Origin of the sequence: Burkholderia lata, from assembly GCF_000012945.1 — a bacterium.
In the GTDB taxonomy this organism is placed as follows: domain Bacteria; phylum Pseudomonadota; class Gammaproteobacteria; order Burkholderiales; family Burkholderiaceae; genus Burkholderia; species Burkholderia lata.
Window position 1 is genome coordinate 410,653 of sequence record NC_007510.1, and the last position, 26,925, is coordinate 437,577.

The 26,925-nt window shown below is 63.6% G+C and carries 19 protein-coding genes and 1 pseudogene; 17 read left to right on the forward strand and 3 right to left on the reverse strand.

From position 1 onward, the window contains the following. The first annotated feature begins 312 nt into the window (after window positions 1-312). The 7 genes and pseudogenes from BCEP18194_RS07845 (at window position 313) to BCEP18194_RS07865 (ending at window position 10,189) form a co-directional block, all read left to right on the forward strand. Complete coding sequence (locus BCEP18194_RS07845) at window positions 313-3,492, forward strand: type VI secretion system Vgr family protein (protein WP_041492726.1); 3,180 nt, start codon at window positions 313-315, stop codon at window positions 3,490-3,492. Between the two features lie 37 nt (window positions 3,493-3,529). Further along, a complete protein-coding gene (locus BCEP18194_RS07850; RefSeq protein WP_011350751.1) occupies window positions 3,530-8,212 on the forward strand; it encodes an RHS repeat-associated core domain-containing protein in 4,683 nt (1,560 codons plus the stop codon). Window positions 8,213-8,222: 10 nt separating this feature from the next. After that, entirely contained in the window at window positions 8,223-8,549 is a 327-nt protein-coding gene (locus tag BCEP18194_RS07855) for a hypothetical protein (RefSeq protein WP_011350752.1), read from the forward strand. A 73-nt stretch (window positions 8,550-8,622) separates the two neighbouring features. Then, window positions 8,623-8,793, forward strand: a pseudogene (locus BCEP18194_RS39315) (RHS repeat-associated core domain-containing protein); the annotation flags it as partial. 76 nt (window positions 8,794-8,869) lie between these two features. Further along, the gene (locus tag BCEP18194_RS41125) at window positions 8,870-9,256 is read left to right on the forward strand and encodes a hypothetical protein (protein WP_157687159.1); all 387 of its coding nucleotides are present in this window, start codon (window positions 8,870-8,872) and stop codon (window positions 9,254-9,256) included. A 71-nt stretch (window positions 9,257-9,327) separates the two neighbouring features. Next, window positions 9,328-9,708 (forward strand): Imm10 family immunity protein, encoded by a 381-nt coding sequence (locus tag BCEP18194_RS38690; protein WP_011350753.1) that lies wholly within the window; start codon window positions 9,328-9,330, stop codon window positions 9,706-9,708. Window positions 9,709-9,871: 163 nt separating this feature from the next. Further along, complete coding sequence (locus BCEP18194_RS07865; RefSeq protein ID WP_011350754.1) at window positions 9,872-10,189, forward strand: DUF7716 domain-containing protein; 318 nt, start codon at window positions 9,872-9,874, stop codon at window positions 10,187-10,189. 89 nt (window positions 10,190-10,278) lie between these two features. On the opposite strand, the gene icmH is transcribed toward BCEP18194_RS07865, so the two are convergent. The 3 genes from icmH to tssJ form a co-directional block, all read right to left on the reverse strand. Continuing rightward, a complete protein-coding gene (gene icmH, locus BCEP18194_RS07870) occupies window positions 10,279-11,061 on the reverse strand; it encodes a type IVB secretion system protein IcmH/DotU (RefSeq protein WP_011350755.1) in 783 nt (260 codons plus the stop codon). Beyond that, window positions 11,058-12,404: a type VI secretion system baseplate subunit TssK gene (tssK, locus tag BCEP18194_RS07875; protein WP_011350756.1), complete on the reverse strand. Its 1,347-nt coding sequence runs from the start codon at window positions 12,402-12,404 to the stop codon at window positions 11,058-11,060. The genes icmH and tssK overlap by 4 nt, the downstream gene beginning before the upstream one ends. A gap of 103 nt (window positions 12,405-12,507) precedes the next feature. Continuing rightward, complete coding sequence (gene tssJ, locus BCEP18194_RS07880) at window positions 12,508-13,119, reverse strand: type VI secretion system lipoprotein TssJ (protein WP_011350757.1); 612 nt, start codon at window positions 13,117-13,119, stop codon at window positions 12,508-12,510. 374 nt (window positions 13,120-13,493) lie between these two features. Here tssJ and BCEP18194_RS07885 point away from each other — a divergent pair, with 374 nt between their 5' ends. From BCEP18194_RS07885 to BCEP18194_RS07930, 10 genes are all read left to right on the forward strand, one after another. Then, window positions 13,494-14,132, forward strand: a complete 639-nt coding sequence (locus BCEP18194_RS07885; protein ID WP_011350758.1) for a tetratricopeptide repeat protein — start codon at window positions 13,494-13,496, stop codon at window positions 14,130-14,132. Between the two features lie 46 nt (window positions 14,133-14,178). Continuing rightward, entirely contained in the window at window positions 14,179-14,694 is a 516-nt protein-coding gene (tssB, locus tag BCEP18194_RS07890; RefSeq protein ID WP_006484395.1) for a type VI secretion system contractile sheath small subunit, read from the forward strand. Between the two features lie 15 nt (window positions 14,695-14,709). Further along, on the forward strand, window positions 14,710-16,200 hold the full coding sequence (gene tssC / locus BCEP18194_RS07895; RefSeq protein WP_011350759.1) for a type VI secretion system contractile sheath large subunit: 1,491 nt from the start codon (window positions 14,710-14,712) through the stop codon (window positions 16,198-16,200). A gap of 70 nt (window positions 16,201-16,270) precedes the next feature. Beyond that, window positions 16,271-16,774 carry an Hcp family type VI secretion system effector gene (locus tag BCEP18194_RS07900; RefSeq protein ID WP_006477093.1) on the forward strand — a complete coding sequence of 168 codons (504 nt, stop codon included), beginning with the start codon at window positions 16,271-16,273 and terminating at the stop codon, window positions 16,772-16,774. Window positions 16,775-16,837: 63 nt separating this feature from the next. Continuing rightward, window positions 16,838-17,323 carry a type VI secretion system baseplate subunit TssE gene (tssE, locus tag BCEP18194_RS07905; RefSeq protein ID WP_006477092.1) on the forward strand — a complete coding sequence of 162 codons (486 nt, stop codon included), beginning with the start codon at window positions 16,838-16,840 and terminating at the stop codon, window positions 17,321-17,323. Between the two features lie 77 nt (window positions 17,324-17,400). Next, on the forward strand, window positions 17,401-19,236 hold the full coding sequence (gene tssF, locus BCEP18194_RS07910; protein ID WP_011350760.1) for a type VI secretion system baseplate subunit TssF: 1,836 nt from the start codon (window positions 17,401-17,403) through the stop codon (window positions 19,234-19,236). Beyond that, window positions 19,200-20,300, forward strand: coding sequence for a type VI secretion system baseplate subunit TssG (tssG, locus tag BCEP18194_RS07915; RefSeq protein ID WP_011350761.1), 1,101 nt, complete (start codon window positions 19,200-19,202; stop codon window positions 20,298-20,300). Before tssF ends, tssG begins: the two co-directional genes overlap by 37 nt. 43 nt (window positions 20,301-20,343) lie before the next feature. Next, complete coding sequence (gene tssH, locus BCEP18194_RS07920) at window positions 20,344-23,013, forward strand: type VI secretion system ATPase TssH (RefSeq protein ID WP_011350762.1); 2,670 nt, start codon at window positions 20,344-20,346, stop codon at window positions 23,011-23,013. A 42-nt stretch (window positions 23,014-23,055) separates the two neighbouring features. Beyond that, window positions 23,056-24,177 carry a type VI secretion system protein TssA gene (gene tssA, locus BCEP18194_RS07925; protein ID WP_011350763.1) on the forward strand — a complete coding sequence of 374 codons (1,122 nt, stop codon included), beginning with the start codon at window positions 23,056-23,058 and terminating at the stop codon, window positions 24,175-24,177. A 68-nt stretch (window positions 24,178-24,245) separates the two neighbouring features. Next, window positions 24,246-26,924, forward strand: a complete 2,679-nt coding sequence (locus BCEP18194_RS07930) for a type VI secretion system Vgr family protein (protein ID WP_011350764.1) — start codon at window positions 24,246-24,248, stop codon at window positions 26,922-26,924. The last annotated feature ends 1 nt before the right edge of the window (window position 26,925 follow it).

The window sequence follows — 26,925 nt, forward strand, 5'->3', positions numbered from 1 at the left end:
CCAGTGGTCAGCGTGGTGTGGGGGAGCGCCATGCGCCGGGCGGGCAAGGCGGGCCGTAATACGGGCATGTAGACACTACTCGCAACCGGGCCGCGCCGAAACCGGAATTGGCCCTGATTGCAATCGATTTCATGGATGCGGTGGTCGGCAGGCGTGGCTGCTGCCCACATGCGTGGCACGCGGGCTGATCGGCTTGCGCTGGTTTAAATCAGGTCAGATTGGAGGGCGCGTGCAGCTTTGTCTGTAAAATCGCGCGAGCAAAATCGAATGCTCGTGCCATCCGAGGGCGCGTCAAAAGAAAAAAGGCCGTTCATGAACATGCAGAACACAATCGCCGCCTTGAGCGGCGGATTGCTTCAGCAGGACCGGTTGCTGAAGCTCGATACGCCATTGGGTGCCAACGTCCTGACCGTTCAGCGGGCGGTCGGCCGCTCGCGTATCGGGCGCGCGTACGAGTTCACGCTCGACGTGCTGTCGACCGACAGCGATGTGGAACTTAAAAAGCTGATCGCACAGCCGGTGACGTTGTGGATCCAGCAGGGCGATCTCGGCTACCGGCCAGTCAACGGATATGTGCATACCGCACGCCGGCTGGGCGCCGACGGCGGGCTCACGACCTATCAGCTCGCGTTCGCGGATTTCACCCATTTCCTGAAGTTCCGTCGCGATCAGCGGCTCTGGAACGACACGACCGTCGACCAGATCATCAGCGATGTGCTGAACCAGCATCCGCAGGCCCAGGGCCATTTCCGCTTTGCGCTGACGAAGCCGCTGCCGAACCGCTCCTACACACGCCAGCACGACACCGACTGGCATTTCGTGCATCGGCTGATGGAGAGCGAGGGGCTCTACTGCGCATGGCAGCAGGCCGACGACGGCAAGTCGCATACGCTCGTCATCACCGACAACCTGCAGGCGTTCGCGCCGCTGTCGCCGGAAGCCGTGCGCTTTTATCGCGGCGGCGCGGCCAGCGAAGCCGACGCGTTCACGCAATGGTCGGGTACGCGCATGCTGCAGAGCGTGACCCGCACGACGCGCACGTTCGACTACAAGAATCCTTCGCAGCCGTCGAACCCGAAAGGCACGTCGCTGCCGACGATGGGCGGCCAGGGCGAGTTGCCGGATCAACTCGAAGTCTACGAGTACACGGGCGGCTACACGTATCTCGACCAGACGCGCGGTGACCATCTGACGAAGGTCAAGATGGAGGCGTGGGAGTCGCAAGCGAAGCGTTTCCATGGCGCGGGCGGCGTGCGTGCGATCGATGCCGGCCGGCGCTTCACGCTGGCCGATCATCCCGAGCACGATCGTGATCCCGCCGATCAGCGCGAGTTCGCCGCGATCGAGGTCGCGTGGTGGATCGAGAACAATCTGCCCGTCGCAAGCGACAGCGCGGACTTTCCGTACAGCCTGCGCGAAGCGTTGACGCAGGCACAGGACAACTACGGCGCCGATCCTGCGTTTCGCGTTCAGCACGACGACGGTTCGGCCGGCTTCTATCTCGTCGAAGTCGAAGCGCAACGTGTGAGCGTCCCGTATCGCAGCCCGTTCGAGCATCACAAGCCGGAGATGCACCTCGAGACCGCGATCGTCGTCGGGCCGCAGGGCGAGGAAGTCTATACCGACACCCTGAACCGGATCCGCGTGCAGTTCGTGTGGGACCGGATGAACCCGGGTAACGAGAATGCATCGTGCTGGGTGCGCGTCGTGCAGTCGGATACGGGCGGTGGCTACGGCGGCGTGCACGTGCCGCGCATCGGCGAGGAGGTGCTGATCGACTACGTCGGCGGCGACTGCGACCGGCCGCTCGCGGTCGGGCGCGTGTACAACGGCGCGAACCAGCCGCAGTGGCATACCGACGGGATCCTGTCCGGGTATCGGTCGAAAGAGTATTCGGGCAGCGGCTACAACCAGCTCGTGATGGACGACGCGACCGGGCAAAACCGCGTGCAGCTGATGAGCAGCAGCGCGAACAGCCTGCTGCATCTCGGCTACCTCATCGATCACAACGCCAATTCGCGCGGGTCGTATCTCGGCAGCGGGTTCGACCTGCGTTCCGATGCGTATGGTGCGGTGCGGGCGAGCCAGGGCCTGTACGTGACGACGCACCCGAAGGCAGCGAACAGCCAGCCGCTCGACGTGAGGGAAGCGCAGCAGCAGCTCGTGACGGGCGAGACCCTCGTCGAGGCGATGTCGGGCGCGAGCGAGCAGCATCAGGCGGAAAGCCTGAAGGACGCGCAGGACACGATGCGCGCGTTCACGGACGCGACACAGGACAGCGCATCGGGCAGCGCGTCCGGCGGGCGTACGGCAGGCGGCGGCACGGGTAACGCGAACGCATTCAAGGAGCCGGTGATGCTGTTCGGCAGCCCGTCGGGGATCGGGATGTCGACGCAGCAGTCGGTGCACGTGGTCGCGAACGATCACGTGAACGTGGCGAGCGGGCAGAGCGTGCACGTTGCCGCAGGCAAGTCGCTGATCGGGAGCATCGGGCAGAAGCTGAGCCTGTTCGTGCAGAACGCGGGGATGAAGCTGTTCGCGGGCAAGGGCAAGGTGGAGATCCAGGCGCAGTCGGACAACGTCGAGGTGACCGCGCAGAAGACGGTGAAGGTGGTGTCGTCGACGGACCGGATCGAGATCGCGGCCGATCAGGGGATTCTGCTGACGAGCGGCGGCGGGTATGTCCGCATCCAGGGCGGGAATATCGAGATCCATACGCCGGGGGCGGTGGATGTGAAGGGCGCGTCGCATACGTTCGCGGGGCCGGCGAGCATGGGGTATCCGTTGCCGAGCCCGCGGCCGGATCAGCCGGGGCAGTTGGAGTTGTTGCATACGTACGGGAACGGCCAGCCGGTGAAGGGCGGCTTGTTCTCGGTGTTCGATGCGAATGGCGGGCTGTTGAAGAAAGGGGCGCTCGACAACAACGGGCACATGATCGTGAGTGGCCTGCCACCGGGGGCGGTGCAGGTGAAGTTCGGGGAGGATCCGCGCTCGCAGGATCAACAGGCGAGCCGGTTCGATGTGGCGCCGTGGCCGGCCAATCCGGCGCCGGCGGCAGGCGCCGCGGAAACCGCACAGGCGCAGCTCGGTTCGTTTCTGCCGGCAGCGGGTGGTGCAGCCGGCGCGCTGACGGGCCTGGCCGGTGCGGCGACGCAGGGTGGAGCGGCGCTGGCGAAGGCCGCCGTTGGTCAAGGCATGGGCATGGCGCAGCAGGCGCTGGTCGGCATGCTGCCGGCCGGCGCGTCGAATGCACTGGGTGCGGCGAAAACGGTCGCGGGATTGGCGAGCTCGGCGTCGCAGGGCGGTGCTGCCCTTGCGAAGGCAGTGGCAGGCCAGGGCCTCGGTATCGCGCAGCAGGCTGCGGCCAACATGCTGCCGGCGGGGGCGCAGGCGGCGCTGTCGCACGCGGGCCAGTTGAGTGCCGCCGCGCAGCAGGTCAGCGGTCTCGCGCAGACGGCGCGTAGCGCCGCCGCCGCGCTGAAAATGAGCTGAGCGTCGCCCCTTTCAAATACTCGAGAACAGAAAAATCATGACCGCTGCGGGCGTCCTTCAACCCAAACCTACCGATGTGTTCGTGTCTCCGATCATGAAGATCACGGAGGCCGACGTACAAGCCGGCATCGATGTATTCGACAAGTGGCTGATCAAGGTCAGCGGCGGCGTGGTCAACGTCGGCCGGCTGAAGACGGTCGCGGAGAACGTGCCGGTTCTGGCCAATATCTTTGCGGCAGTCGATGCGGTGCTCGACATCAAGGCGATGATCGAGCATGGCGATGAACCGATCGACATGTTCGACTGGGTCAACCTCGGTCTCGATCTGATCGGGGTCGTGCCGTTGCCGCCGGCTACCGCCGAGCTTCGGCTCGGCGCGCGCCCGGTGCTGAAGCTCATTCGGCAAGAGATCGTCAAAAGTGGCAAGGCGGTGGGCGAGGCAGCGTTGCAGGTGCTGCGGGATTCGGTCATCTCCGCAATCGTCGCGAACGTGCAGGAGCGTTATGCGGGCGAGATCGAAAAATTCCTGAAGGTGATACGTGACGGGCTGAAGGAGCTGCTCGAGCACTGCGCCAAATTCATCGGCGATCTGATGAAGGCGATCGCCGACGTGTTCGCCCATGCGGCGGGGAAGAAGTACGAAGTCGGGCACAACGTGAAGTCGGCCGGGTCGCATCTGAAGGGTGTCGGGGAGGCTATCGTTGCGTACGACGGCAGGAAGATCCTCGACAATTTCGGCGGATTCCTCTCGGACATCCGCAAGGTCGAGGGGAAGGTCGTTATCAACACGGCGACCTCCGCCGCCGATCTGATCACCCCGAATTCGACGAAGAAGCTTCAGCTCTTCGCCGACGATATCTACAAGCGGATTCCGACGGTCCAGAAGTGCATTCGCGAGCTCGACGGGAACGATGCGGGCAAGATCGGGTGGATCATCACGATCGGTGAAGACGGCATGCGGAGCTGGCGCAAGAGCCATCCGAAGCCGCAGTCGGCGGGGATTCAGGAACACAAGACGGCGAAGGTCAAAGAGACGCGTCCGGAACATCGAATTGACGAGGTTCAAAAAACCACTGAAGCGCATCATCCGGGGCCGAGTTGTTGCCCGACACATACCCCGGTGAAGACGCCACCTGCCGCCACCCTGAATTCAATCGGATTCGCGCTCGGCGACGAGCAAATCAATCACGAAGACTTCACGATCGACGGGCCGTTACCCATTGCCTGGGCGCGTACCTATCGATCGTTCTTCGACGCGAACGACGAGCAGGGCGAACTAGGCGCACGCTGGATCACGCCGTATACGACGCGTTTCGATATTGCTGCGGAAAAGCTCGTCTATCACGATGCCGCCGGACGAAGTATCGAATACCCGCTACTCGGTGTTGGAAGTGCGCATGATGATCTTTCCGAGGGACAGACGTTATTGCGGCTGGACGAGCAGTGGCTGACGGTGACGCGCGGACATACGCTGCTCGAAGCGTACGAGCGGCACGGCAACGTGTTCCGTCTCGCATTCGTCAAGGACCGCGCCGGCAATCAGGTGACGCTCGACTACGATACCGAAGGGCGGTTGCATCGCCTGATTGCATCGCACGTTCAGGTTGCGTTCCGACATGACGTGCGGGGGCGGATCGTTGGCATTACGCATCATGACGCACAAGGCGAGTACGTCGGCACACTTGCGAGCTACGAGTACGACGACCAGAACGATCTGATCGGGGCGACGGACCGCTACGGTAATCGCCGCGAGTACCGTTATCGACACCACCTCGTGACGCGATATACCGATCGCACTGGCCGCGGTGTGAACCTCGAGTGGAACGGTGACGGCCCGAAGGCAAAATGCTTCCGCGAATACGCCGACGACGGCAGCGATGAGGTCCGCCTCGCGTGGCATCCGGACTTCCGGATGGTCAGCGTGACCGACGCGCTCGGCAATGTCACGCACCACTACTACGACAGCAAGGGTTATTCGTTCCGTGTGATTCATCCGGACGGTAGCGAAGAGTGGATGTATCGGGACGCGAACGACAAACTCGTTCAGTACATCCATCGTGACGGTACCGTCGAGCAGATGGAATACGATGTGCGCGGCAACTTCGTACGCCATCAGCGTACCGACGGCAGCGTGGTCGAGATGGCGTACGACCAGAAGGACCAGCTCGTTCGCGTGACCGATCCACTTGGGCATCCGTGGCTGCGTGAATATGACGATGCGGGGAACATGGTGGCGGAAGTCGACCCGCTCGGCCACAAGACCGAATATGCGTACGACGGGCGAGGACTGCTTACCCGGATCAAGGATGCGAAGGGAGGCGTGAAAGCGCTGAAGTACGACGACGTCGGCCAGTTGACCGGTTATACCGATTGCTCGGGCAAGACGTCGCAGTGGGCGTATGACGCGCAGGGGCGCCTCTCGGAAGCGAAGGATGCGGCGGGTGGGGTAACTGCATACCGTTATGGTGCGAATGGCCAGTTGATCGAAGTCGTGTCGCCGGCGGGGCGCGAGCAACTGAGCTACGACGCGGAAGGGCGTCTGCTGACCCATATCGATCCGCTGAACCGCAACACGCGTTACGGCTACGACGCGAGCGGGCGTATCAATATCCGCACCGATGCGTTGGGGCAATCGCTGTCATATCGCTATGACCGGCTCGGGCGGATCGTTGGGCTGACCAACCAGAATCACGCGAATTACTCGTTTCGCTATGACGTGGCAGGTCGAATGATCGAGGAGATCGATTTCGACGGGAAGGCCACGCGCTATTCGTATGACGAGGCGAGCAGCCGTCTCGAATCGGTCGACGAGGCGGGACAGGTCATGACGATGTCCCACGATCGCGGTGGACGGCTTAATGGCCGTTCGGTCGGCGAAGAGGCGGAGCGTTTCTCGTACGACCCGCTGGGACGATTGATCGAGGCCAGCAATCGATATAGCCGCGTTCAACGGTTCTTCGACCCGGCCGGTAATCTGGTGCGCGAGCATCACGCTTACGACCTGTTCGGTTCGAGCCGGAGTTTCGTATGGCATCACCGGTACGACGAAATCGGCAACCGGATCGGAACGGTCCGGCCGGACGGCCATGCAGTCGACTGGCTCACGTACGGCTCGGGACACGTCCACGGGTTGATGCTCGACGGCAAGGAACTCGTTCAGATCGAGCGGGACGATCTGCATCGGGAAACGTTGCGCACCCTGCCGAGCAAGATCGATCAACACACTGCATACGATCGTGCAGGCAGGTTGGCGCAGCGTACGGTACAGCGTGCGAATGCACCCGCGCCGCTGGCGGAGCGTCGGTATCGTTACGACGCGGCCGGCCAACTCGTACAGATTGAAGACAATCGCAGAGGATTGACGGACTATCGTTACGATCCGGTCGGACGGTTGCTCGAGTCGATCGGACCGGCGGGCAAGGAGCGGTTCGCGTTCGATCCGGCGAGCAATATCATCGACCCGGTACGTGTTGAAGCGCCTCGCACGGAGAGCCGGCCGAGTCCGGTACGTGCTACCGAGAGTACGTTGCCTGCGGAAGTGCCCAAGGTGTTGGGCAACTTGTTGAAGCAATATGCGGGGGAGCATTTCGCGTACGACGCGCGCGGCAATCTCGTCCATCGCAGATCGCCAGCGGGTGAGCAGCGTTACGAGTGGAACGCGTTCAATCGGATGACTGCGGCGACGGTTGACGAGGTCGCTCGCAGGAGCGAGTCGCGGTACTACTACGATGCGCTGGGCCGTCGTATTGCGAAAGAGGTGAACGGCGAGCGCACGGTGTTCGGGTGGGATGGCGATACGCTGGCATATGAGAGTGGGGAGCAGGGCAGCACGCATTACCTTTACGAAGCGGGTTCGTTCGTGCCGATGGTGCAGTACGCGAGTGCATCGGTAGACGGGTTCGAGACGCCGTCGCGCCGTGAGACCGATCGGTATGTACCGGAAGACGATCCGTTGCAACGGTTGCCGGAGCGGGTGGGGGATGCGCACGCGTTCTATTACCACTGCGACCAGATCGGCACACCGCAATTGCTGACGGATGACGAAGGCGATGTGGTGTGGGAGGCGTCGTATAAGGCGTGGGGGGAAGCGCGGGAGGTGATCGCGCGGGCGTCGAAGGTGGCGGGGATCGTGCCGAGGAGTTCGTTGCGGTTTCAGGGGCAACAGGTTGATGATGAAACGGGGCTGCACTACAACCGGCACCGGTACTATGATCCGAGATCGGGGCGTTTCGTATCGAAAGACCCGATCGGGCTCGCTGGCGGCATCAACGTTTATCAATACGCGCCCAATCCGGTCAAGTGGGTCGATCCGTTAGGGCTATCGAAGTCCGAGGGTGGCTGCTCTTGCTCATGTGGCATCAATCCGGTGACAGGTAAGCCGAGAGGGACGCTTCAAAAACTGGCGCAGAAAATCCGCGAGGCTGGAAAGTTTAAGCCCGCCGTAAACCAAAGAACGATTGCAGTTGGTCAGGACGAGTCTGGCGGCTTGTTTGCAGGCAGTAGCAACGGTTTTGATGCAGGTCAACGAGAAATGGCCGATAGTCTTGGAATAAAGAGGGTTCCTACTTCTAAGAATAAGCATGCGGAAGAGAATTTGATGAATTGCGTTCTGGGATTAAAATCAGTTGGAACGTCAAAGCGTGATCCTTGTGGACCTTCAGAGCATAATTGCGCCGGCCAGCTTGCCGACAAAGGTATTGATGTCGACAACTTACATTAAGGTGATATGAATGAGCGATTTTGAGTTTGATATCTCAGTTGATCATGCTTTCGATCGGAGCGGTGGTAAGGCTGTTCTCATTAAATTCTCGGCGCCGGTGGTGGAGTTAAATGTGTATGTGTCGATCGTTGATGTTGGGAAGATCATCCATTTCGGAAGGCGGGGGAGTGACTATGCCTTAGTAGGGGAGTCGGCGAATAGTTCAGTTCATTGGAAAAGAGAGGATGGTGATGTATATGTGCTTGTTGGAGAGGATCAAGAGGTGTGGGATTTCTCGATCGTCATCAATGATGATTTGCTTGATCAAGTGATATCGGAAATTGAGAACTTGCCCTGAATTTGTGCAGGCTCCAATGTCAGCTGGCCGAGAAGGATGGAGGGCTGTCCCTTAGCAGCCCTCTTGATACGATGCAATCAGAGAAGCGGCACGGCAGGCGGGCATCACGAATCCGCCGCGGTTCACCGGACAGTACTTCGATCGCGAAACGGGGCTGCACTATAACCGGCACCGGTATTACGATTCGCAATCGGGTCGATTCATCTCGAAAAACTTTATCGGGCTCGTGGGCAGCATCAACGTTTAGCAGTACGCGCCGAATTCGATAAGCTGGATCGATCCGACTGGACTCTCTGGATTCGAGCCGAAAGTTCTAACGAGTGGAACCGTTTTTTGGAAATGCGTTTGGAACACCTGATAGTCCTACTCCAAGACTTGGGAAAGGCGCGGATCGCAAAGGCGGGAAAGAGTCAGGTGTATCGGCGGCGACGTCAGTGGCTGGACTGGATAGCGGGAAATACGTTGCGCTAGACTTGGAAAAGCGTTGCTCGTGTGGCTTACAAGCGACGAATGACAAATCAAACGATCACGTAACAATTCGACCCATAAACGATTCTGCCGATTCAAAGTTAATTGATTTGGAAAAGCCCGGAGAATTCCCGGCAGCCATCTTGAAATTCGATCATCCAAAAAAGCGGAAGACGGCAATCGATGCTTTCCTGGTGCTGAAATCGGGTTGGAGCATCGATGGTGGACTCGACTCTTGAAAGACTGTCGCCCGAGGCAGGATTCGCACCGCACGTCATGAATTCCGCATATCCATCAGGAACCTAACGAAATGGACTTCAGATTCTTCGCGAATATCGTGACTTACACGTTCGAGGACGGCGTCCACATCGTCGGCCTCGCGGATCACGACCCGCCGTCCAGCTACGTGATCCTGCAGCGCGGAACCGAAGACGACGAGCAGGACGAGGCGCTCGGTCTCGACACCTACTACATGGAGGTCGGTGAAGATGGCGTGGCCGGATACGGTGGCGTCGCGTCGGTTTCGCTGCAGGGGGAAATGCTCAACATCGAACTGTCTCGCGATGTCGCATGGCCGGAAGGGCTGGCGTTGGTGACGATCGTTGTGTGTGCAACCGACCGGCTCGAACACCTGAAGCAGGGGCTGACGGCGATCTTCGCGAGTCAGGCGATCACGCTGCGCCTCGATTGATTTGCGGCCGGGCATGAGGCAGCAACGGTCGCAGGACCAACCTCATGCGTGCGGAATTGGCATAATCACGGCTCGCTGACACGAGCGCTGCAGCGCATGCATATCCTTGTGCCCGCCGCATTGCCACGCGGGCACATTTACCTCTGTTATCACCGCAATACCCATGTCGACCACCTCCGCGACCGAAGTGTCGCTGAAACACATTCTCGAACGCCCGGGCGATTTCTCCGGATGGCTCTATCTCCCTCCGATGCCGTGGACGCTCGACACGGAAGGTGCATTCTCCGAAGACACCAAAGATGCCGGAGACGATGCAGTGCCTGCCATCGCCCGACAGACCGGCTGGCAAGTGACGCTGGACAGCGCGACGATCGAGGACATCGTGATCAATGCGCATGACCAGATTGACGAGCCGACGCTCGCCCAGCTGTTTGACGCGTTCGTGTTCTACATCGAAAACGACGCGTTCATCCTGTTCTGACGTCACGCAGCGAGCACGCCACAAACAAAAAAGGACCGCCAAGCGGTCCTTTTTTCATGAAGCATCAGCGGCGGTACGAAGCTCACCCCTCAAGGCAACGAAATCGTCAAATTAGCCGACTCCGGCCCGACCTTGATCACCTGCGAATAAGGCGCCAACGCCTGCAGCGTCTTGTCCTTCAGGTACGTGTTGAGCCCGAGATACCCGAGCAGCGCCACGAGCGCGAACACCGCCCCAATCGCCCACACCGGCACCTCACGCTTCAACCGATGCGCGATCTGATCCGGCAGCGGCCAATGGGGCGCGAACGGCGCCCGCTTGCCCTTCATGTGCGCGATCTCGTCCCCCAGCCGCGCGGTGAGGTAAGCCAGCTTCTCCGGCCCTTCCAGCAGATACTTCCCCTGGAACCCGAGCAGCAGGCACATGTGAAACACCTCGAGCGACTGCAGCCGCGCCGCGCCCTGCGCGCGACATTCCTCGAGATACTGGAAGAACTTCTCGCCCGCGAGCTGCTCGCCGAACAGCACGAGCTGCAGCGGCCGGCGTTCCCAGTCCGTGCGGATCTTGAACTGCGACGACAGCACCATCTCGTCGATCGCCGCGCAGAACGCGAACTTCGCGCCGTACACGTCTTCAGCCGCGATATTCAGCTTCTTCGCACCGCGCTCGAAATCCGACAGGAATTCCTGGATCCGCGTGCTGAATTCGCCCGCGCTCTCCGGTTCCCGCCCGTTCTTAAGCAGGAACAGCATGAAGAACCCGTCGTACAGCAGGTCGAGCAGCGAACGGGCCTGGAACGAGGCGTCGGTCGACGCGGGCGTATGCAGCGGTGCCGGCGCGTTGTCGCCGAACAGGGAAGGCGCGTAGCTCATGATGTGACCGCGATCAGTTCGAATTTCAGGTCATTGATGCCAGTCGGCGCGTAGATCATCGCGGACTGGGCCTGCAGCATGCGCTCGTACAGCGCACCACGCGAATCGAGCGCGAAGTAGCAGGCGCCCGGGCGCACCGGAATCGCGGGCGGCACCTGCGGCGTGTACGAGAGCCGCACGCCGGGCATGGCCGACAGCACGAGCTTGTCGACGTCGTCGGGGGCACCGACCTTGAAACGGGCCGGCACCGCATCGACGAGCTCGACGCTCGGCATGTCCGCGGACACCGCCAGGTAGAACTCGGTCTTGTCGTCGATCTTGCCGGAATCGAGGCGGCCGAGGTGGAACGACGGGCGCACCTCATCGAGCGTGATCGCGAAGTAGCGCGTCGAGATCACGGTGTCGAGCAGCTCGCGCAGCATCAGGTCGAGACGCGCGAAGCTCGGGCCCGGATCGTCGTGGCGGTACACCGGCAGGTCGGCGAGCGTGTAGCCCTTCGAGAACGTCATCAGCTGGCCCGCAAGGCGCAGCAGTTCCTGGAACAGCCGCTCCGGGTGCAGCGCCGAATGCTGGTGCAGGTGCGCGAGCGTCGCGAACGCGGCGTTTGCGGTGTGCAGCAGCCAGAACGACGCGATGTCGCCCGAGCGGAACTCGATGATGTTCTTCGACGGTTCACGGTGGAAGCCGTACAGCGCGTTCACCTTCGCCTGCAGCGCGTCGACGAGCTGGCGCAGCCGCTGGTGGAGGATCGGCGACGCGTCGATCGCGAGGCACGGCGGCACGAAGCTGTCGTCGATCTCGAAACCCGACGTCGCGGTGCGGCGCACACGCACGAGCGGCACCGACAGCAGCTGGTCGCGCGGTTCGCTGTGCGCGATCAGCTTGACCTGCGTCTTCAGGAACGTGATGTCGGCTTCGGCCGCGTCGGTGAAGTTGTCGCCGACGCTGGTCTGCTCGCTGACGAAGCGCGTCATGAAGCCGGCGGCCGGATCGTCGCTGTAGTTGGTGCCGTTCTCGCGCAGCGGGTGCAGCGCGAGATAGAACACGAATTCGTTGATGCCATCAGGCAGCGTGTCCAGCGCGATCGGCGGCGGCAGGTCGTCGGCCTGCGGCGCGGCATACAGCGCGCCGTCCGGGAACACGAGCGCAAGCTCGGCTACCCGCAGCACGTTGCTGCCGAGCGCATCGCGGTCGATGCGCACCGAGCGCACGCCCCAGTTGTACGGCTGGATCGCCTGGATCGATTCGAACAGGCGCGCTTCGTGGTACGCGTCCTGTCGCTGAAAGTGTTGAGGCCGGAGGAACAGCCCTTCCCCCCACAGCACCTTGGCCGAATAACTCATGTCAAATCCGGTTAATGTCGCGTTGCGATGTAATCGATTTGTTCGTGCCCGAATTAAATCGCCAATTGTTAACTCTTGTTAATTGACATTCGTGCGTCATTGTTTAACCGCAGGAGACCGAAGAAAGCAAATTCAGCGGTTGCGAAGGCGCACCCTGTTGCGGTGCGATGACAGTGCCGTCGGTGACCGTCATCGCGCAATTATGCAGGCCGATGATTATGCCGGATTTCTCCGACTTCACCGGATCGAACGTCAGTTTCCATCGTTGTAGTGCGGGATCGCGGAACAGCGCGACGATGCCGAATGCCTGCGCTTCGCGCGAAACCTTCTCGGTCGCCGTATAGCGCTGGCCCGGAATCAGCGTGATTTCACGCACGTTCAGCAGGTCGGCGCCCAGCGCGGCCTTTTCCTTGGTCGGATCCGTAAAGGCATCGAACGGCGCCTGCTGGAACGATGTCGGGTCCTTCAGCGTATAGAGCCGCACGACGAGCGCGAGCGGCTTGTTGTCGGTCGCGGCGTTCAGGTTCGGCGCCGCGGCGAGCGTGATGCCGAGGTTGCGCGGCGGCTTCTGCGCGTCGGGCACCTCGGGCTTGCCGATCCCGGCCGCGGACATCACGGCGCTCGCGGCCGAGCCGAGCAGCGGGGCGGCCGCGCATCCGGCCAGAAGGGCGCAGGCAACCAGTGGCAGCGCGTAGCGAATCATCAACGATCTCATCGGTTTTCCGGCGGGCTGCCTTTTATCCCTGTCAAATCTGCCGGGTATTTCCGCGTTCGCTGCGTATCCCCGGCATTGCACCGTTCAACTATTAAGCACGCCCGCATCATGGCAGGCGTCCGGAAATTTTTTCCGCCATCCGGGCGGCACGTCGCGAAACCAGTAAAACTTGCCCATTCCGGCCGAAAGAAAAATCGCTGCGAGCCCGCTGCGAGAGGCCATTGGAGGGGGTAGCGCCCGGTTTTAAAAGGAATTACTCTTCACACGACGATTGAATTATGAAAAATTGATCGGTACTATACCCGCGCGCTTCTTGCAAAGCAAAAGAACCAGATTCTCAACGATTTAAAACTCACGCGCCGGTGGATATAACGATGAAAGACCGTCTCTTCGCAAAACTGTCTGGGGTAGTAGTGGCTTGCGGCGTGATCGCCGGTTGTGCGAGCCAGCCTCCCGCACCGCCGACTGCCGAAGTGTTCAACAAGTCGCTGGCGGATGCGGACGCAGTTGCGAAGGCGGGGGACCAGGACAAGGCGCTCGGCCTCTATCAGCAGCTCGCGAAGTCGGATCCGACGCGCGAAGAGCCGTGGTCGCGCATCGCGCAAATCCAGTTCGCCCAGAACCACTACGGCCAGGCAATCGTTGCCGCGCAGGAAGCCCTGCAGCGCGACGCGACCGACCGTCAGGCGAAGAGCGTGCTGGCCGTGGCCGGCCTGCGGATCGCGACGCAGTCGCTCGGCGAACTGCGCCAGGATTCGTCGCTCGCGGGTGACGCGAAGTCGGATGCGCAGGCGCTCGCGAAGCAGCTGCGCGATACGCTGGGCGAATCGGCGCTGTTCCCGCCGGAAACGACGACCCGCGCCACGGGCCGGGGCAAGAAGGGTCGTACGGTCGTCCATACGAAGAAGGCCCAGACGCAGACCGCCGAATCGAACGTCGCGCCGCCGCCGACCAACACGTCGTCGGGCGGCGGGGCGAAGGGCGGTGACCCGTTCGGCGCACTGCGCAACTGACCGCAACACTGACGCGATAACCACAACTAACCTGGGAGCCGTCGAGATGGCCAAGAAAGAAAGCATTCAGAAAAGCTTGCAGAAAATACGGCCGCCGCGCGTCCAACTGACCTACGAGGTCGAGAAGGGCGATGCGATCGAGGTGAAGGAACTGCCGTTCGTCGTCGGGGTCGTCGGCGATCTGGCGGGCCAGTCCGAAATCGAGCAGCCGAAGCTGCGCGACCGTAAATTCGTCAACATCGATCGCGACAATTTCGACGATGTGATGAAGGCGATCGAGCCGCGTGCCGCGTTCCAGGTGGAAAACCGCCTGAGCCCGGAAGGCGGCAAGTTCGCGGTCGACCTGAAGTTCCGTTCGCTGTCGGATTTCAGCCCGGACGAAGTCGTCGAACAGGTCGAGCCGCTGCGCCGCCTGCTCGAGGCGCGCTCGAAGCTCGCCGACCTGCGCAACAAGCTTGCCGGCAACGACAAGCTCGAGGATCTGCTGTCCGAAGTGCTGAAGAACACGCAGCAGCTGCAGGAGCTCGCGAAGGGCACGGGCGGCGACAAAGACGGCGAATGACGACGGAGTGTTGAGATGAACCAGCAAACGGCTGCGGCCCAAGCGAGCGGCGCGGATTACGCCGCCGGGACTTCGCTGCTCGACGACATCGTCGAGAAGAGCAAGGTCGCGAAATCCGATTCCGAGCATGCGCGTGCGAAGGACCTGATCGGCGAACTCGTGCACCAGGTGCTCGACGGCACGGTGATCGTGTCGGACAACCTGTCGGCCACGATCGACGCGCGCGTCGCGGAACTGGACCGCCTGATTTCCACGCAGCTTTCCGCAGTGATGCACGCGCCGGAGTTCCAGCGCCTCGAAAGCACGTGGCGCGGGATGGACTACCTGGTCAAGGAAAGCAACACCGGCCAGACGATCAAGATCAAGGCGCTGCACGCACCGAAGCGCGACCTCGTGCGCGACTTCAAGGGCGCGAGCGAGTTCGACCAGAGCGCGCTGTTCAAGAAGGTCTACGAAGAAGAATTCGGCACGTTCGGCGGTTCGCCGTTCGGTGCGCTGATCGGCGATTACGAGATCTCGCGCCAGCCGGAAGACATGTACTTCATCGAGCAGATGTCGCACGTCGCGGCGGCCGCGCATGCGCCGTTCATCGCGTCGGCATCGCCGGAGCTGCTCGGCCTCGAGTCGTTCTCCGACCTCGGCAAGCCGCGCGACCTCGGCAAGGTGTTCGATACGGTCGAATATGCGAAGTGGAAGTCGTTCCGCGACGCCGAAGATTCGCGCTACGTCGGCCTGACGCTGCCGCGCTTCCTCGGCCGCCTGCCGTTCAATCCGAAGGACGGCCAGACGGCGGAGAACTTCAACTTCGTCGAGGACGTCGACGGCACCGACCACGACAAGTACCTGTGGTGCAACGCCGCGTGGGCGTTTGCTGCGCGCCTGACGGCCGCATTCGACGACTTCGGCTGGTGCGCGGCGATCCGCGGCGTCGAAGGCGGCGGCCTCGTCGAGGACCTGCCGACCCACACGTTCAAGACCGACGACGGTGAAGTCGCGCTGAAGTGCCCGACCGAAATCGCGATCACCGATCGCCGCGAGAAGGAGCTGAGCGACCTCGGCTTCATCCCGCTCGTCCATTGCAAGAACTCAGATTACGCCGCGTTCTTCGCTGCGCAGTCGGTGCAGAAACCCAAGAAATACAGCACCGACAGCGCGAATGCGAACGCCGTCCTGTCCGCCCAGCTTCAGTACATCTTCTCGGTATCGCGCGTCGCGCACTACCTGAAGGCGATGATGCGGGACAAGATCGGCAGCTTCGCATCGGCGCAGAACGTGGAGACTTTCCTTAACCGGTGGATTTCGCAGTACGTCCTGCTCGACGATAACGCCTCGCAGGAACAGAAAGCGCAATTTCCGCTGCGCGAGGCATCCATACAAGTGTCAGAGATTCCGGGCAAGCCGGGCTCGTATCGTTCGGTCGCGTTCCTGCGCCCGCACTTTCAGCTCGACGAACTCTCGATATCTCTGCGACTTGTCGCTGATCTGCCCAAACCGGCAAATTCATAAGCGAGTAAATCGCCCGGGCGGGCCGCCTGGGTAGGACGTTAAAACCACCTCTTTGGGGAGTCGAAGGGCCATGTTACATATGCACTTGCAGTTTGGTAGTCCCGCGGTGAAGGGCGAATCCGCGGACAAGGACCACCAGGGCTGGATCGAGCTGAAATCGTGGGATCACTCGATCGTTCAACCGCGTTCGGCAACCGCATCGACCGCAGGCGGTCACACGATGACGCGTTGCGAACACGGCGACATGATTTTCACGAAGGAAATCGATTCGTCGAGCCCGCTGCTGTACCAACACGCTTCGGGCGGCACCACGTTCGACGAGGTGACGGTCCATTTCTCGCGCGCTGACGGTGAAGGCAAGCGCGTGCAGTATCTGGAAGTCAAGCTCAAGTACGTGATCATCTCGAGCATCGCCCCGAGCGTTCGCGAAGAAGGTCTGCCGCTCGAGACGTTCTCGCTGAAGTACGCAGCTGTGCAGTGGAAGCAAACCCAGCAGAAGATCGGCGGCAACCAGGGCGGCAACACGCAAGGCGCCTGGAGTCTGACGAAGAACGACAAGACCTACGCGGTCTAAAGTCGGTTGCGGCAACGGGGCGCGTGGCGTCCCCGTTGCCGTTTTCGCTGTGAATCCCGGCCGATGAAACGATTCGAACCCAGTTTTCTCGACAAGCTGTTCGACGACGAACCGCACCTGCCGGCCTCGGCAGCGATGCGGCAATTGTCGCTGGACGAGCTCAAGAACACGGTCGCCCGCGACGTCGAGGCGATTCTCAACACCCGTATCGCCCACACCGAGAACGAACTGGCCGCGCTGCCGGAGTGCCAGAAGTCGGTGCTGACCTACGGGCTGAACGATTTTGCGGGGCTGAGCCTGGCGAGTCACTATGACCGCGCGTTCATCTGCAAGTCGATCCAGCAGGCCATCGCACGGCACGAGCCGCGCCTGCAGCAGGTGCAGGTGACGTTCGAGCTGAACGAGCAGGCCACCAACGCGCTTTACTTCGCGATTCAGGCGCTGCTCGTCGTGCACCCGGCCGAAGAGCCGGTGAGTTTCGACGCGATGCTGCAGCCCTCGACGCTGCAGTATTCGGTCACGCGCGCACGCGCCGCAAGAATGCAGTAAATCATGCCGCCGAGCGGGCCGGACCGCCCGGTGGTGGATCAGGGTCCGGCAGGAAATATTGAGGTTCGGGGTCGTCGATGGAAGAATTGCTGCCGTATTACGAGCGCGAATTATCGTTTTTGCGGCGCTATTCGCGAGATTTCGCCGAACGCTATCCGAAGATCGCGGCGCGGCTCGCGTTGTCCGGCGAGCATTGCGAGGATCCGCACGTCGAGCGGATGATCGAGTCGTTTGCGCTGCTCGGCGCGCGTATCAACAAGAAGCTCGACGACGATTACCCGGAATTCACCGAAGCGCTGCTGGAAGTGCTGTATCCGCACTACCTGCGGCCGTTCCCGTCGTGCTCGATCGCGCAGTTCACGCCGGCGTCGCCCGGCCAGCAGACCGAGCCGGTCGTGATCAATCGCGGCACCGAGCTGAAGAGCCGCCCGATCCGCGGCGTGCAGTGCCGGTTCCGCACCGCCTATGACGTGACGCTCGCGCCGATCCGCATCTCGGAGGCGCGCTATACGCCGGTCGCGCTCGCGCCGAGCGCGACGGTGCTGCCGTCCAATGCGACGGGCGTGATCTCGATCACGTTCGAATCGCTCGCCGCGCAGCTCGATCTCGGCGCGCTGAAGCTGCCGACGCTGCGCGCGCACCTGCACGGCGAGCAGTCGTTCGTCGCCGCGCTGACCGACTGCCTGTTCGTCAACGTGCTCGGCGCATACGTCGAGCCCGAACGCAACGGCCGCTGGACCGCGCTGCGCAAGCTGCCGATCGCGCACGCCGGCTTCGACGAGGACGACGCGCTGATCGACTACCCGGCGAAATCGCATCCCGCGTATCGCCTGCTCACCGAATACTTCGCGTTCCCCGACAAGTTCGATTTCGTCGACTTCGACATCGCGGCGATCGCGCGCGCGACGGGCCGCTGCCAGCGCGCGACGCTGCATCTCGTGCTGCAGGACGTGCGCAGCGATTCGCACGTCGCGCGGCTGCTCGAACTGCTGACGGCGAGCCACTTCCGGCTGTTCTGCACGCCGATCGTCAACCTGTTCCGCCAGCACGGCGAGCCGATCCGCATCACGCACCGCGCGGTGTCCTACCCGGTGATCGCCGAGGCGCGGCGCGCATTCGCGTACGAGGTGTATTCGATCGACTCGGTGAAGCTCGTCAGGCAGCAGGCGCACGAGGAATCGGTGATCGAGTTCCGGCCGTTCTATTCGCTGCATCACGGCGAATCGGCGCGGATCGGCCATTACTGGTTCGCGCGCCGCAACGACTGGGTCGCGCAGAAGAGCCCCGGTTATGAAACCGAGATCTCGATCGTCGACATCGATTTCGAGCCGACGTCGCCGCAGACCGACACGCTGAGCCTCGACCTCACCTGCACGAACCGCGACCTGCCGGCGATGCTCGCATTCGGGCTCGAAGGCGGCGATCTGTTCCAGGAAGGCGGCGCGCAGACGAGCGGCATTTCGCTGCTGCGCCGCCCGACGCAGAGCGTGCGCTTCGAGCGCGGCCGCGCCGCGCACTGGCGGCTCGTGTCGCACCTCGCGCTCAATCACGTGTCGCTGGTCGCGCACGGCCTCGCGCCGCTGAAGGAAATGCTGACGCTGTACGACCTGCGGCGCACGGCGGTGTCGATGCGCCAGATCGACGGCCTCGCCGGCGTCGAGCAGCGCGGCGCCGTGCAGTGGCTGCCCGGCAAGCCGTTCGCGACCTTCGTGCGCGGCATCGAGATCCGCCTGACGATCGACGAGGAACACTTCGTCGGTGCGAGCCTCGCGTCGTTCATACGCGTGCTCGACAGCTTCTTCGGGCTGTACGTCCACCTCAACAGTTTCGTTCAACTAGTCGTCGTGTCGAAGCGCACCGGCGAGGAGATCATCCGATGCAAGCCCCGCACCGGCGAATCGATCCTGGCGTAGTCGACGCGCTGCTCGACGAACCGCACCGCTTCGAGTTCTTCCAGGCCGTGCGCGTGCTCGAAGGGCTGTTCGCGCGGCAGGCGTCAGACGCGCCCGGCGCGTGGCGGCAGGGCGACGTGGTCGCGCAGCGCATCGAATTCCGCAACACGCTGTCGCTCGGCTTTCCGCCGAGCGAGATCGAAGGCGCGCGCTCGTTCGACGACGACGGCACCCAGCTCAAGACGGGCGAGGCGCGCGGCGCCGCGCTCGCGGCCGGCGAGCTCGGCCACGTCGAGCTGACGCCCGCATTCTTCGGGCTGCTGGGCGGGCAGGGCGCGCTGCCGCTGCATTACACCGAGCAGATCGTCGCGCGCGAGCACCTGAAGCGCGACCATGCGGCGCGCGCATTCTTCGACGTGTTCTCGAACCGCGCGACCGCGCTGTTCTATGCCGCGTGGAAGAAGTACCGGCTGCCGTTCCACTACGAGCTTGATCGCGACGAGCGCTATCTGCCGCTGCTGCTCGCGATCGCGGGCGTGCCGAGCGACGAGGTGCGCGACAGTCTCGCGGCCGGCGTGGGCGGCGTGCTCGACGAGGCCGTCGCCGGCTATGCGCTCGCCGCGCGGCACCGGCCGATGTCGGCTGCGTACCTGCAGCGCACGCTGTCCGACTATTTCCGCGTGCCGGTGAAGATCGACCAGTTCGTCGGCAAGTGGTACGACGTGCCGCCCGACCAGCTGAGCGTGCTCGGCGAAGTCAACGCGGTGCTCGGCGCGACGGCGCTCGTCGGCGAACGCGTGTGGCAGCGCGACATGCGCGCGCGGATCGTCGTCGGCCCGCTGTCCAAGCGCGACTACGAGGCGTTCCTGCCCGGCGGCGCGCACGCTATCGCGCTGGAGCGGATGCTGACGCTGCTCGCCGGCGTCACGCTCGAATACGAGGTGAAGCTCGTGCTCAAGCGTACCGAGGTCGGCGCCAGCGTGCTCGGCGCGGGCTCGCGGCTCGGCTGGGACGCGTTCCTCTGCACGCGCGACGCGATCGAGGATCGCTCCGACGCCCGCTACGAGCTGCACGTGATTCACTGATTCCGAACGACAACAAACACGCAACGAACCTGAGATCGACGCCATGAGCACGCCTCTGAAGACCCTGATCACGAAACTGAACCCGCTGTGTCGCCACGCCACCGAGCGTGCGGCGAGCGCGTGCCTGGCGCGCGGCCATTACGAGGTCGATCTGGAGCACCTGTTCCTCGCGTTGCTCGAGGAAGCGACGGGCGACCTGCCGCTCGCATTGCGCGCGAGCCGCGTCGATCCGCACGCGCTGCACGCCGATCTCGAGCGCGAACTGACGCGCCTGAAGACGGGCAACACGCGCACGCCGGTGTTCTCCGTGCACCTGATCGCGCTGTTCGAACAGGCATGGCTGATCGCGTCGCTCGACTCGCAGCTCGGCCGCATCCGTTCGGGGCACCTGCTGCTCGCGCTGCTGACCGCGTCCGATCTCGCGCAATTCGCGCAACGGATGTCGTCGCAGTTCGCGGAAATGAACGTGACGGACCTGAAGCACAAGTTCGACGAGATCATGGCCGGCTCGAGCGAAGCCGGGCCGCGTCAGGCGGACGACGAGGGTAGCGACGTCGCGCCGGCCGCCGACGGCATGGCACCCGCGGCCGGCCCGTCGAAGACGCCCGCGCTCGACACGTACACGACCAACCTCACGCAGCGCGCACGCGACGGCAAGATCGACCCGGTGATCGGCCGTGAGGCCGAGATTCGCCAGGCGATCGACATCCTGATGCGCCGCCGCCAGAACAACCCGATCATGACCGGCGAGGCCGGTGTCGGCAAAACGGCGGTCGTCGAGGGCCTCGCGCTGCGCATCGCGGCCGACGACGTGCCGCCGCCGTTGCGCGGCGTCGCGCTGCACGTGCTCGACATGGGGCTGCTGCAGGCCGGCGCGAGCGTGAAGGGCGAGTTCGAGAACCGCCTGAAGAGCGTGATCGACGAGGTGAAGAAGAGCGCGCATCCGATCATCCTGTTCATCGACGAGGCGCACACGATCATCGGCGCGGGCGGCCAGGCCGGCCAGAACGACGCGGCGAACCTGCTGAAGCCGGCGCTTGCGCGCGGCGAGCTGCGCACGATTGCGGCGACGACGTGGAGCGAATACAAGAAGTACTTCGAGAAGGATGCGGCGCTGGCGCGGCGCTTCCAGGTCGTGAAGGTCGAGGAGCCGAGCGAGCCGCTCGCGGCCGCGATGCTGCGCGGGATGTCCGGCCTGATGGAGAAGCACTTCAACGTGCGGATTCTCGACGACGCGATCACCGAGGCCGTGCGCCTGTCGCACCGCTACATCAGCGGCCGCCAACTGCCGGACAAGGCAATCAGCGTGCTCGACACCGCGTGCGCGAAGGTCGCGCTCGCGCACAGCGCGACGCCGGCGGCGATCGACGACACGAAGAAGCGCATCGAGCGGATCGACGCGGAAATCGCGTCGCTGGAGCGCGAGGCGGCCGGCGGCGCGTCGCACGACGAGCGGCTCGGCGAGCTGCGCGCTGCGCGCGACACGGCGCTCGAACAACTGGCGAAGGACGAAGCGCGCTATGAAGCCGAGCGCGTGATCGTCGCCGAGATCACCGAACTGCGCGAAGCGCTCGACAAGGCACGCGGCCCGTCGGAAGACGGCCAGCCGGTCGACGTGCAGGCCACCCGCGACAAGCTCGCGGAACGCGTCGCGGCGCTGCACGCGCTGCAGGGCGGCGAGCCGATGGTGCCGCTGCAGGTCGATGGTCACGTGGTTGCCGAGATCGTCGCCGCATGGACGGGCATTCCGCTCGGCCGGATGGTGAAGGACGAGATCGACACCGTGCTGAACCTGCAACCGCTGCTCGCCGCGCGCGTGATCGGCCAGGACCACGCGCTGGAAGCGATCGCGCAGCGCGTGCGCACCGCGACCGCGAGCCTCGAGGATCCGAACAAGCCGCGCGGCGTGTTCATGTTCGTCGGGCCGTCGGGCGTCGGCAAGACCGAGACGGCGCTTGCGCTGGCCGACATCCTGTACGGCGGCGAGCGCAAGATGGTCACGATCAACATGAGCGAGTATCAGGAAGCGCACAGCGTGTCGGGCCTGAAGGGCTCGCCGCCGGGCTACGTCGGCTACGGCGAAGGCGGCGTGCTGACCGAGGCCGTGCGCCGCAACCCGTATTCCGTCGTGCTGCTCGACGAGGTCGAGAAGGCGCACCCGGACGTGCTCGAGATGTTCTTCCAGGTGTTCGACAAGGGCGCGATGGACGATGCGGAAGGGCGCGAGATCGACTTCCGCAACACGCTGATCATCCTGACGTCGAACGTCGGTTCCACCGCGGTGATGCAGGCGTGCCTGAACAAGCCGGTCGAGGAGCTGCCCGATCCGGACGCGCTCGCCGAGACGCTGCGCCCGCAGCTGTACAAGACCTTCAAGCCCGCATTCCTCGGGCGGATGAAGGTCGTGCCGTACTACCCGATTTCCGACGACGTGCTGGCCGAGATCATCGAGCTGAAGCTCGAGCGGATCCGCCGCCGGATCGAGACGAACCACAAGGCGGCGTTCGAATGGGACGAATCGCTTGTCGATGCGGTGCTCGCGCGCTGCACCGAGGTCGATTCGGGCGCCCGCAACGTCGACCACATCCTGAACGGCACGCTGCTGCCGGAGATCGCGGGCCACGTGCTCGGCCGGATCGCCGACGGCGAGGCCATCGCGCGCATCGCGGTGCGCGCGGACGAGGCCGGCGAATTCACGTACACCGTCGAATGAGCGCGGCCGTGCAACACAAGCATTTGATGAACTGACCGAACCATGCCGATCAATCTCCCCGAGTTGCTGACGCCGATCAGCGATGCGTCGCCCAGCGGCGACGACCTGCTGTTTTCGAACGAATTCGACGCGATCCAGGACGCGCGGCGCTACGACGATCCGACGCTCGACCAGGGCGAGTGGGTGACCGAGATCAAGGAGGCCGACTGGGGCTTCGTGGTCGACCACGCGGGCGAGCTGTTGCGCACGCGCACGAAGGACCTGCGGCTCGCCGTATGGCTGACCGAGGCGCTCGCGCTGGAGGACGGCATCACCGGCCTGACCGAAGGCTATGCGCTGCTCGAGGGCCTGTGCCGCGACTTCTGGGACACCGTGCACCCGCTGCCCGAAGACGACGACACCGAGCACCGGCTCGGCAACGTCGCGTGGCTGTCCGGCCGCACGGCCGAGCTGCTGCGCGCGGTGCCGATGACGGACGGTGCGTCGAACGCGTTCAGCACGCTCGACTGGGAAGTGGCGCAGCACGTTGCACAGGCGATCAAGCGCGACCCCGAACACGCGGACGACATCGCACGCGGCAAGCCGTCAATCGAGCAGATCGATTCGTCGCGGCGCGTGACGTCGATCGCGTTCTACACCGCGTTGCTCGCGAACCTGAAGGCGTTCGAGTTCGCGCTCGATGCATTCGAGGAACGGCTCGTCGAGCGCGCGGGCGATTCGGCGCCGAGCTTCCGGCAGGCGCGCGACGCATTCGAGACCGTGTACCGGCTCGCCGAGCGCTTTGCGCGCGAGCAGGGTTATACGGGCAGCGCACCGCACACGCAGTCGGCACCGCAGGCGCAGCCCGAGCGCATCGAGCCGGTGTTCGGCAACCCGATCCACACGGAGGAGACTCACGTGCAGCCGCAGTCCGTTCCGCGCGCCCCGGTGACGCAGATGATCGCCGGCATCCAGAACCGTGCGCAAGCCGTCGACCAGTTGCGCGCGGTCGCCCGCTATTTCCGCCAGACCGAGCCGCACAGCCCGGTCGCGTATCTCGCCGACAAGGCCGCCGAATGGGCTGACATGCCGCTGCACAAGTGGCTCGAGAGCGTCGTGAAGGACGACGGCTCGCTGTCGCATATTCGCGAACTGCTGGGCGTGAGGCCTGACGAGCAGTCGTAGGCGACGGGCATTTGACCTGAGAGCGCGGGTCCGGCGGGCCCGCGGCCAACAAGAACGTGGATTGACGCATGAACCTGACCGAACTGGCACAGGCGATTCGCGGTGGCCTGATTCAGCAGGATCGCCTGCTGAAGACGGACATCCCGTCGCTGCCGAACAACGCGCTGGTGCCGCGCCGGGCCGTGATCTGTTCCGAACTGGGGCGCGACTTCAGCGTGGCGCTCGACCTCGTGTCGACCGCCAGCGACATCGAGCTCAAGACGCTGATCGCGCAGCCGATGACGGTGTGGATCCAGCAGGCCGACCAGTCGTACCTCCCGATCAACGGCTATGTCCATACGGCGCGCCGGCTCGGCACGGACGGCAGCCTGTCGGGCTACCAGTTGACCTTCGCGTCGTGGATGCACTTTCTCAAGTTCCGCAGCGACATGCGGTACTGGCAGGACAAGCCGGTCGACGCGATCCTGGCCGACGTGTTCGATACGCATCCGCAGGCCAAGGGGCGCTATCAGTTTGCGCTGTCGAAACCGCTGCCGTCGCGGTCCTACTGCCGCCAGAGCGAAACCGACTGGAACTTCGTGCATCGCCTGATGGAGGACGAAGGGCTGTTCGGCTTCTGGCGGCACGCCGGGGACGGCAGCGCGCACACGCTCGTCGTGACCGACGACCTGCACGCGCTCGACGAACTGGCGCCGAATTCCGTCCGGTTCGACCGTTCGGGAGCCGGGAGCGAAGCCACCGGATTCACGCAGTGGGCCGCGTCGCGCACGTTGCAGAGTTCGCAGCACACGACGCGCACGTTCGATTACAAGTCGCCGTCGACGGCCGGCAATCCGAACGGCACGACGTTGCCCACGAAGGCCGGCCAGGGCGATCTGCCGGGCCAGATGGAAGTCTACGAATACACCGGCGCATACACGTATGCGGGGCAGGATCGCGGCGAGCATCTGTCGAAGATTCGCCTTGAGCAATGGGAGTCGCGCGCGAAGCGCTTCTTCGGCGTGGGCGGCGTGCGCGGGATCGACGCGGGGCGGCGCTTCACGCTGGCGGATCATCCCGAGCACGATCGCGATTCGGCGCAGGACCGGGAATTCGCGGCCTTGAAGGTGTCGCGGTACATCGAGAACAACCTGCCGATCTCGGACCACGAAGCGAACTTTCCGCACAGCCTGCAGGCGCGGCTCGCGGAGGCGAAAGCCGGTCACGGTGCGGCGGTTGCGTTCGAAGTCGGTCATGACGACGGTTCGGCCGGGTTCTATCTCGTCGAGGTCGAAGCGCAACGCGCGGCGGTGCCGTATCGCAGCCCGTTCGAGCACAAGAAGCCCGTGATGCAGCTCGAGACGGCCGTCGTCGTCGGGCCGAAGGGCGAGGAGGTCTATACGGACGAGCTGAACCGGATCAAGGTCATGTTCGTCTGGGACCGGCAGAACGGGGGCACCGAAACCGCGTCGTGCTGGGTGCGCGTCGTGCAGTCGGATACCGGCGGCGGCTATGGCGGCGTGCATATTCCGCGGATCGGCGAGGAAGTGCTGATCGGCTATATCGGCGGCGACTGCGACCGGCCGATCGTCATGCATCGCGTCTACAACGGGGCGACCAAGCCGCAGTGGCATAGCGACGGCATCCTGTCGGGCTTTCGGTCGAAGGAGTATGCGGGGTCCGGGCACAACGAGATGGTCCTCGACGATGCGACCGGCCAGAACCGTACGCGACTGTTCAGCAGCAGCGCGAATTCGCTGCTTCACCTGGGCTACCTGATCGAACAGAACGGCAACACGCGCGGCGCGTATCTCGGTTCGGGGTTCGACCTGCGCACGGATACGTACGGCGCCGTGCGCGCCGGGCAGGGGCTTTACGTGACGACGCATCCGAAAGAGGTGAACAGCCAGCCGCTCGATGCGAGCGAAGCGCAGGGGCAACTCACGGATGCGGACGGGCTGCTGGAATCGATGTCGCAGGCGAGTGAAATGCATCAGGCCGAAAGCCTCGGCCCCGGTCACGATGCGTTGAAGCAGTTCGCGGAAGCCACGAAGAACAGTGTTGCGGGGGCTTCGTCGGGCGGCAGGACCTCGGGCGGCGGAACGGGCGACGCGAATGTGTTCAAGGAGCCGGTGATGCTGTTCGCGAGCCCGGCGGGGATCGGGATGGCGTCGCAGCAGAGCGTGCACGTGGCAGCGGACCGGCATGTGAACCTTGTCAGCGGTCAAAGCACGCATCTCACGAGCGGCAAGTCGCTGGTGGCGAGCGTCAAGGACAAGCTCAGCCTGTTCGTGCAGAACGCGGGGATGAAGCTCTTTGCCGGCAAGGGGCCGGTCGAGATCCAGGCCCACAGCGACAACGTCGAGATGATTGCGCAGAAGGCGATCAAGGTGTTGTCGGCGACGGCATCGATCGAAGGCGTCGCGAAGCAGGAGATCCTGCTGACGGCGGGCGGTGCGTATATCCGGATCAAGGGCGGCAACATCGAGATTCACGCGCCGGGCCAGATCGACGTGAAGGGCGCGCAGCACGCCTTCAGCGGTCCGACGAGCATGCACAAGACGTTCAAGACGGAAGGCCGCAAGGCGGACATGCGGATTCGCTATGTCGACGCCGACGGCAACGTGCCGCACGGGGAGCCGATCAAGTTCGCGACCGAGGACGGGACCGAGCATAGCGTCGCGCTCGACGCGGAAGGCCGGGCGGAATTGAAGAACATCGATTTTGACGAGTTCGTGGCCAGCCAGGTCAAACGGACGGGAGAGTGAA

Bases quoted from the DNA above. Each gene is read 5' to 3' on its own strand.
- BCEP18194_RS07845 (WP_041492726.1), top strand. From the start codon at position 313: ATGAACATGCAGAACACAATCGCCGCCTTGAGCGGCGGATTGCTTCAG.
- BCEP18194_RS07930 (WP_011350764.1), top strand. From the start codon at position 24,246: ATGAACCTGACCGAACTGGCACAGGCGATTCGCGGTGGCCTGATTCAG.
- tssG (WP_011350761.1), top strand. From the start codon at position 19,200: ATGCAAGCCCCGCACCGGCGAATCGATCCTGGCGTAGTCGACGCGCTG.
- tssK (WP_011350756.1), bottom strand. From the start codon at position 12,404: ATGAGTTATTCGGCCAAGGTGCTGTGGGGGGAAGGGCTGTTCCTCCGG.
- tssF (WP_011350760.1), top strand. From the start codon at position 17,401: ATGGAAGAATTGCTGCCGTATTACGAGCGCGAATTATCGTTTTTGCGG.
- tssH (WP_011350762.1), top strand. From the start codon at position 20,344: ATGAGCACGCCTCTGAAGACCCTGATCACGAAACTGAACCCGCTGTGT.
- tssC (WP_011350759.1), top strand. From the start codon at position 14,710: ATGAACCAGCAAACGGCTGCGGCCCAAGCGAGCGGCGCGGATTACGCC.
- BCEP18194_RS07900 (WP_006477093.1), top strand. From the start codon at position 16,271: ATGTTACATATGCACTTGCAGTTTGGTAGTCCCGCGGTGAAGGGCGAA.
- BCEP18194_RS38690 (WP_011350753.1), top strand. From the start codon at position 9,328: ATGGACTTCAGATTCTTCGCGAATATCGTGACTTACACGTTCGAGGAC.
- BCEP18194_RS07885 (WP_011350758.1), top strand. From the start codon at position 13,494: ATGAAAGACCGTCTCTTCGCAAAACTGTCTGGGGTAGTAGTGGCTTGC.
- tssA (WP_011350763.1), top strand. From the start codon at position 23,056: ATGCCGATCAATCTCCCCGAGTTGCTGACGCCGATCAGCGATGCGTCG.
- BCEP18194_RS07850 (WP_011350751.1), top strand. From the start codon at position 3,530: ATGACCGCTGCGGGCGTCCTTCAACCCAAACCTACCGATGTGTTCGTG.
- icmH (WP_011350755.1), bottom strand. From the start codon at position 11,061: ATGAGCTACGCGCCTTCCCTGTTCGGCGACAACGCGCCGGCACCGCTG.
- tssJ (WP_011350757.1), bottom strand. From the start codon at position 13,119: ATGAGATCGTTGATGATTCGCTACGCGCTGCCACTGGTTGCCTGCGCC.
- tssE (WP_006477092.1), top strand. From the start codon at position 16,838: ATGAAACGATTCGAACCCAGTTTTCTCGACAAGCTGTTCGACGACGAA.
- tssB (WP_006484395.1), top strand. From the start codon at position 14,179: ATGGCCAAGAAAGAAAGCATTCAGAAAAGCTTGCAGAAAATACGGCCG.
- BCEP18194_RS07855 (WP_011350752.1), top strand. From the start codon at position 8,223: ATGAGCGATTTTGAGTTTGATATCTCAGTTGATCATGCTTTCGATCGG.
- BCEP18194_RS07865 (WP_011350754.1), top strand. From the start codon at position 9,872: ATGTCGACCACCTCCGCGACCGAAGTGTCGCTGAAACACATTCTCGAA.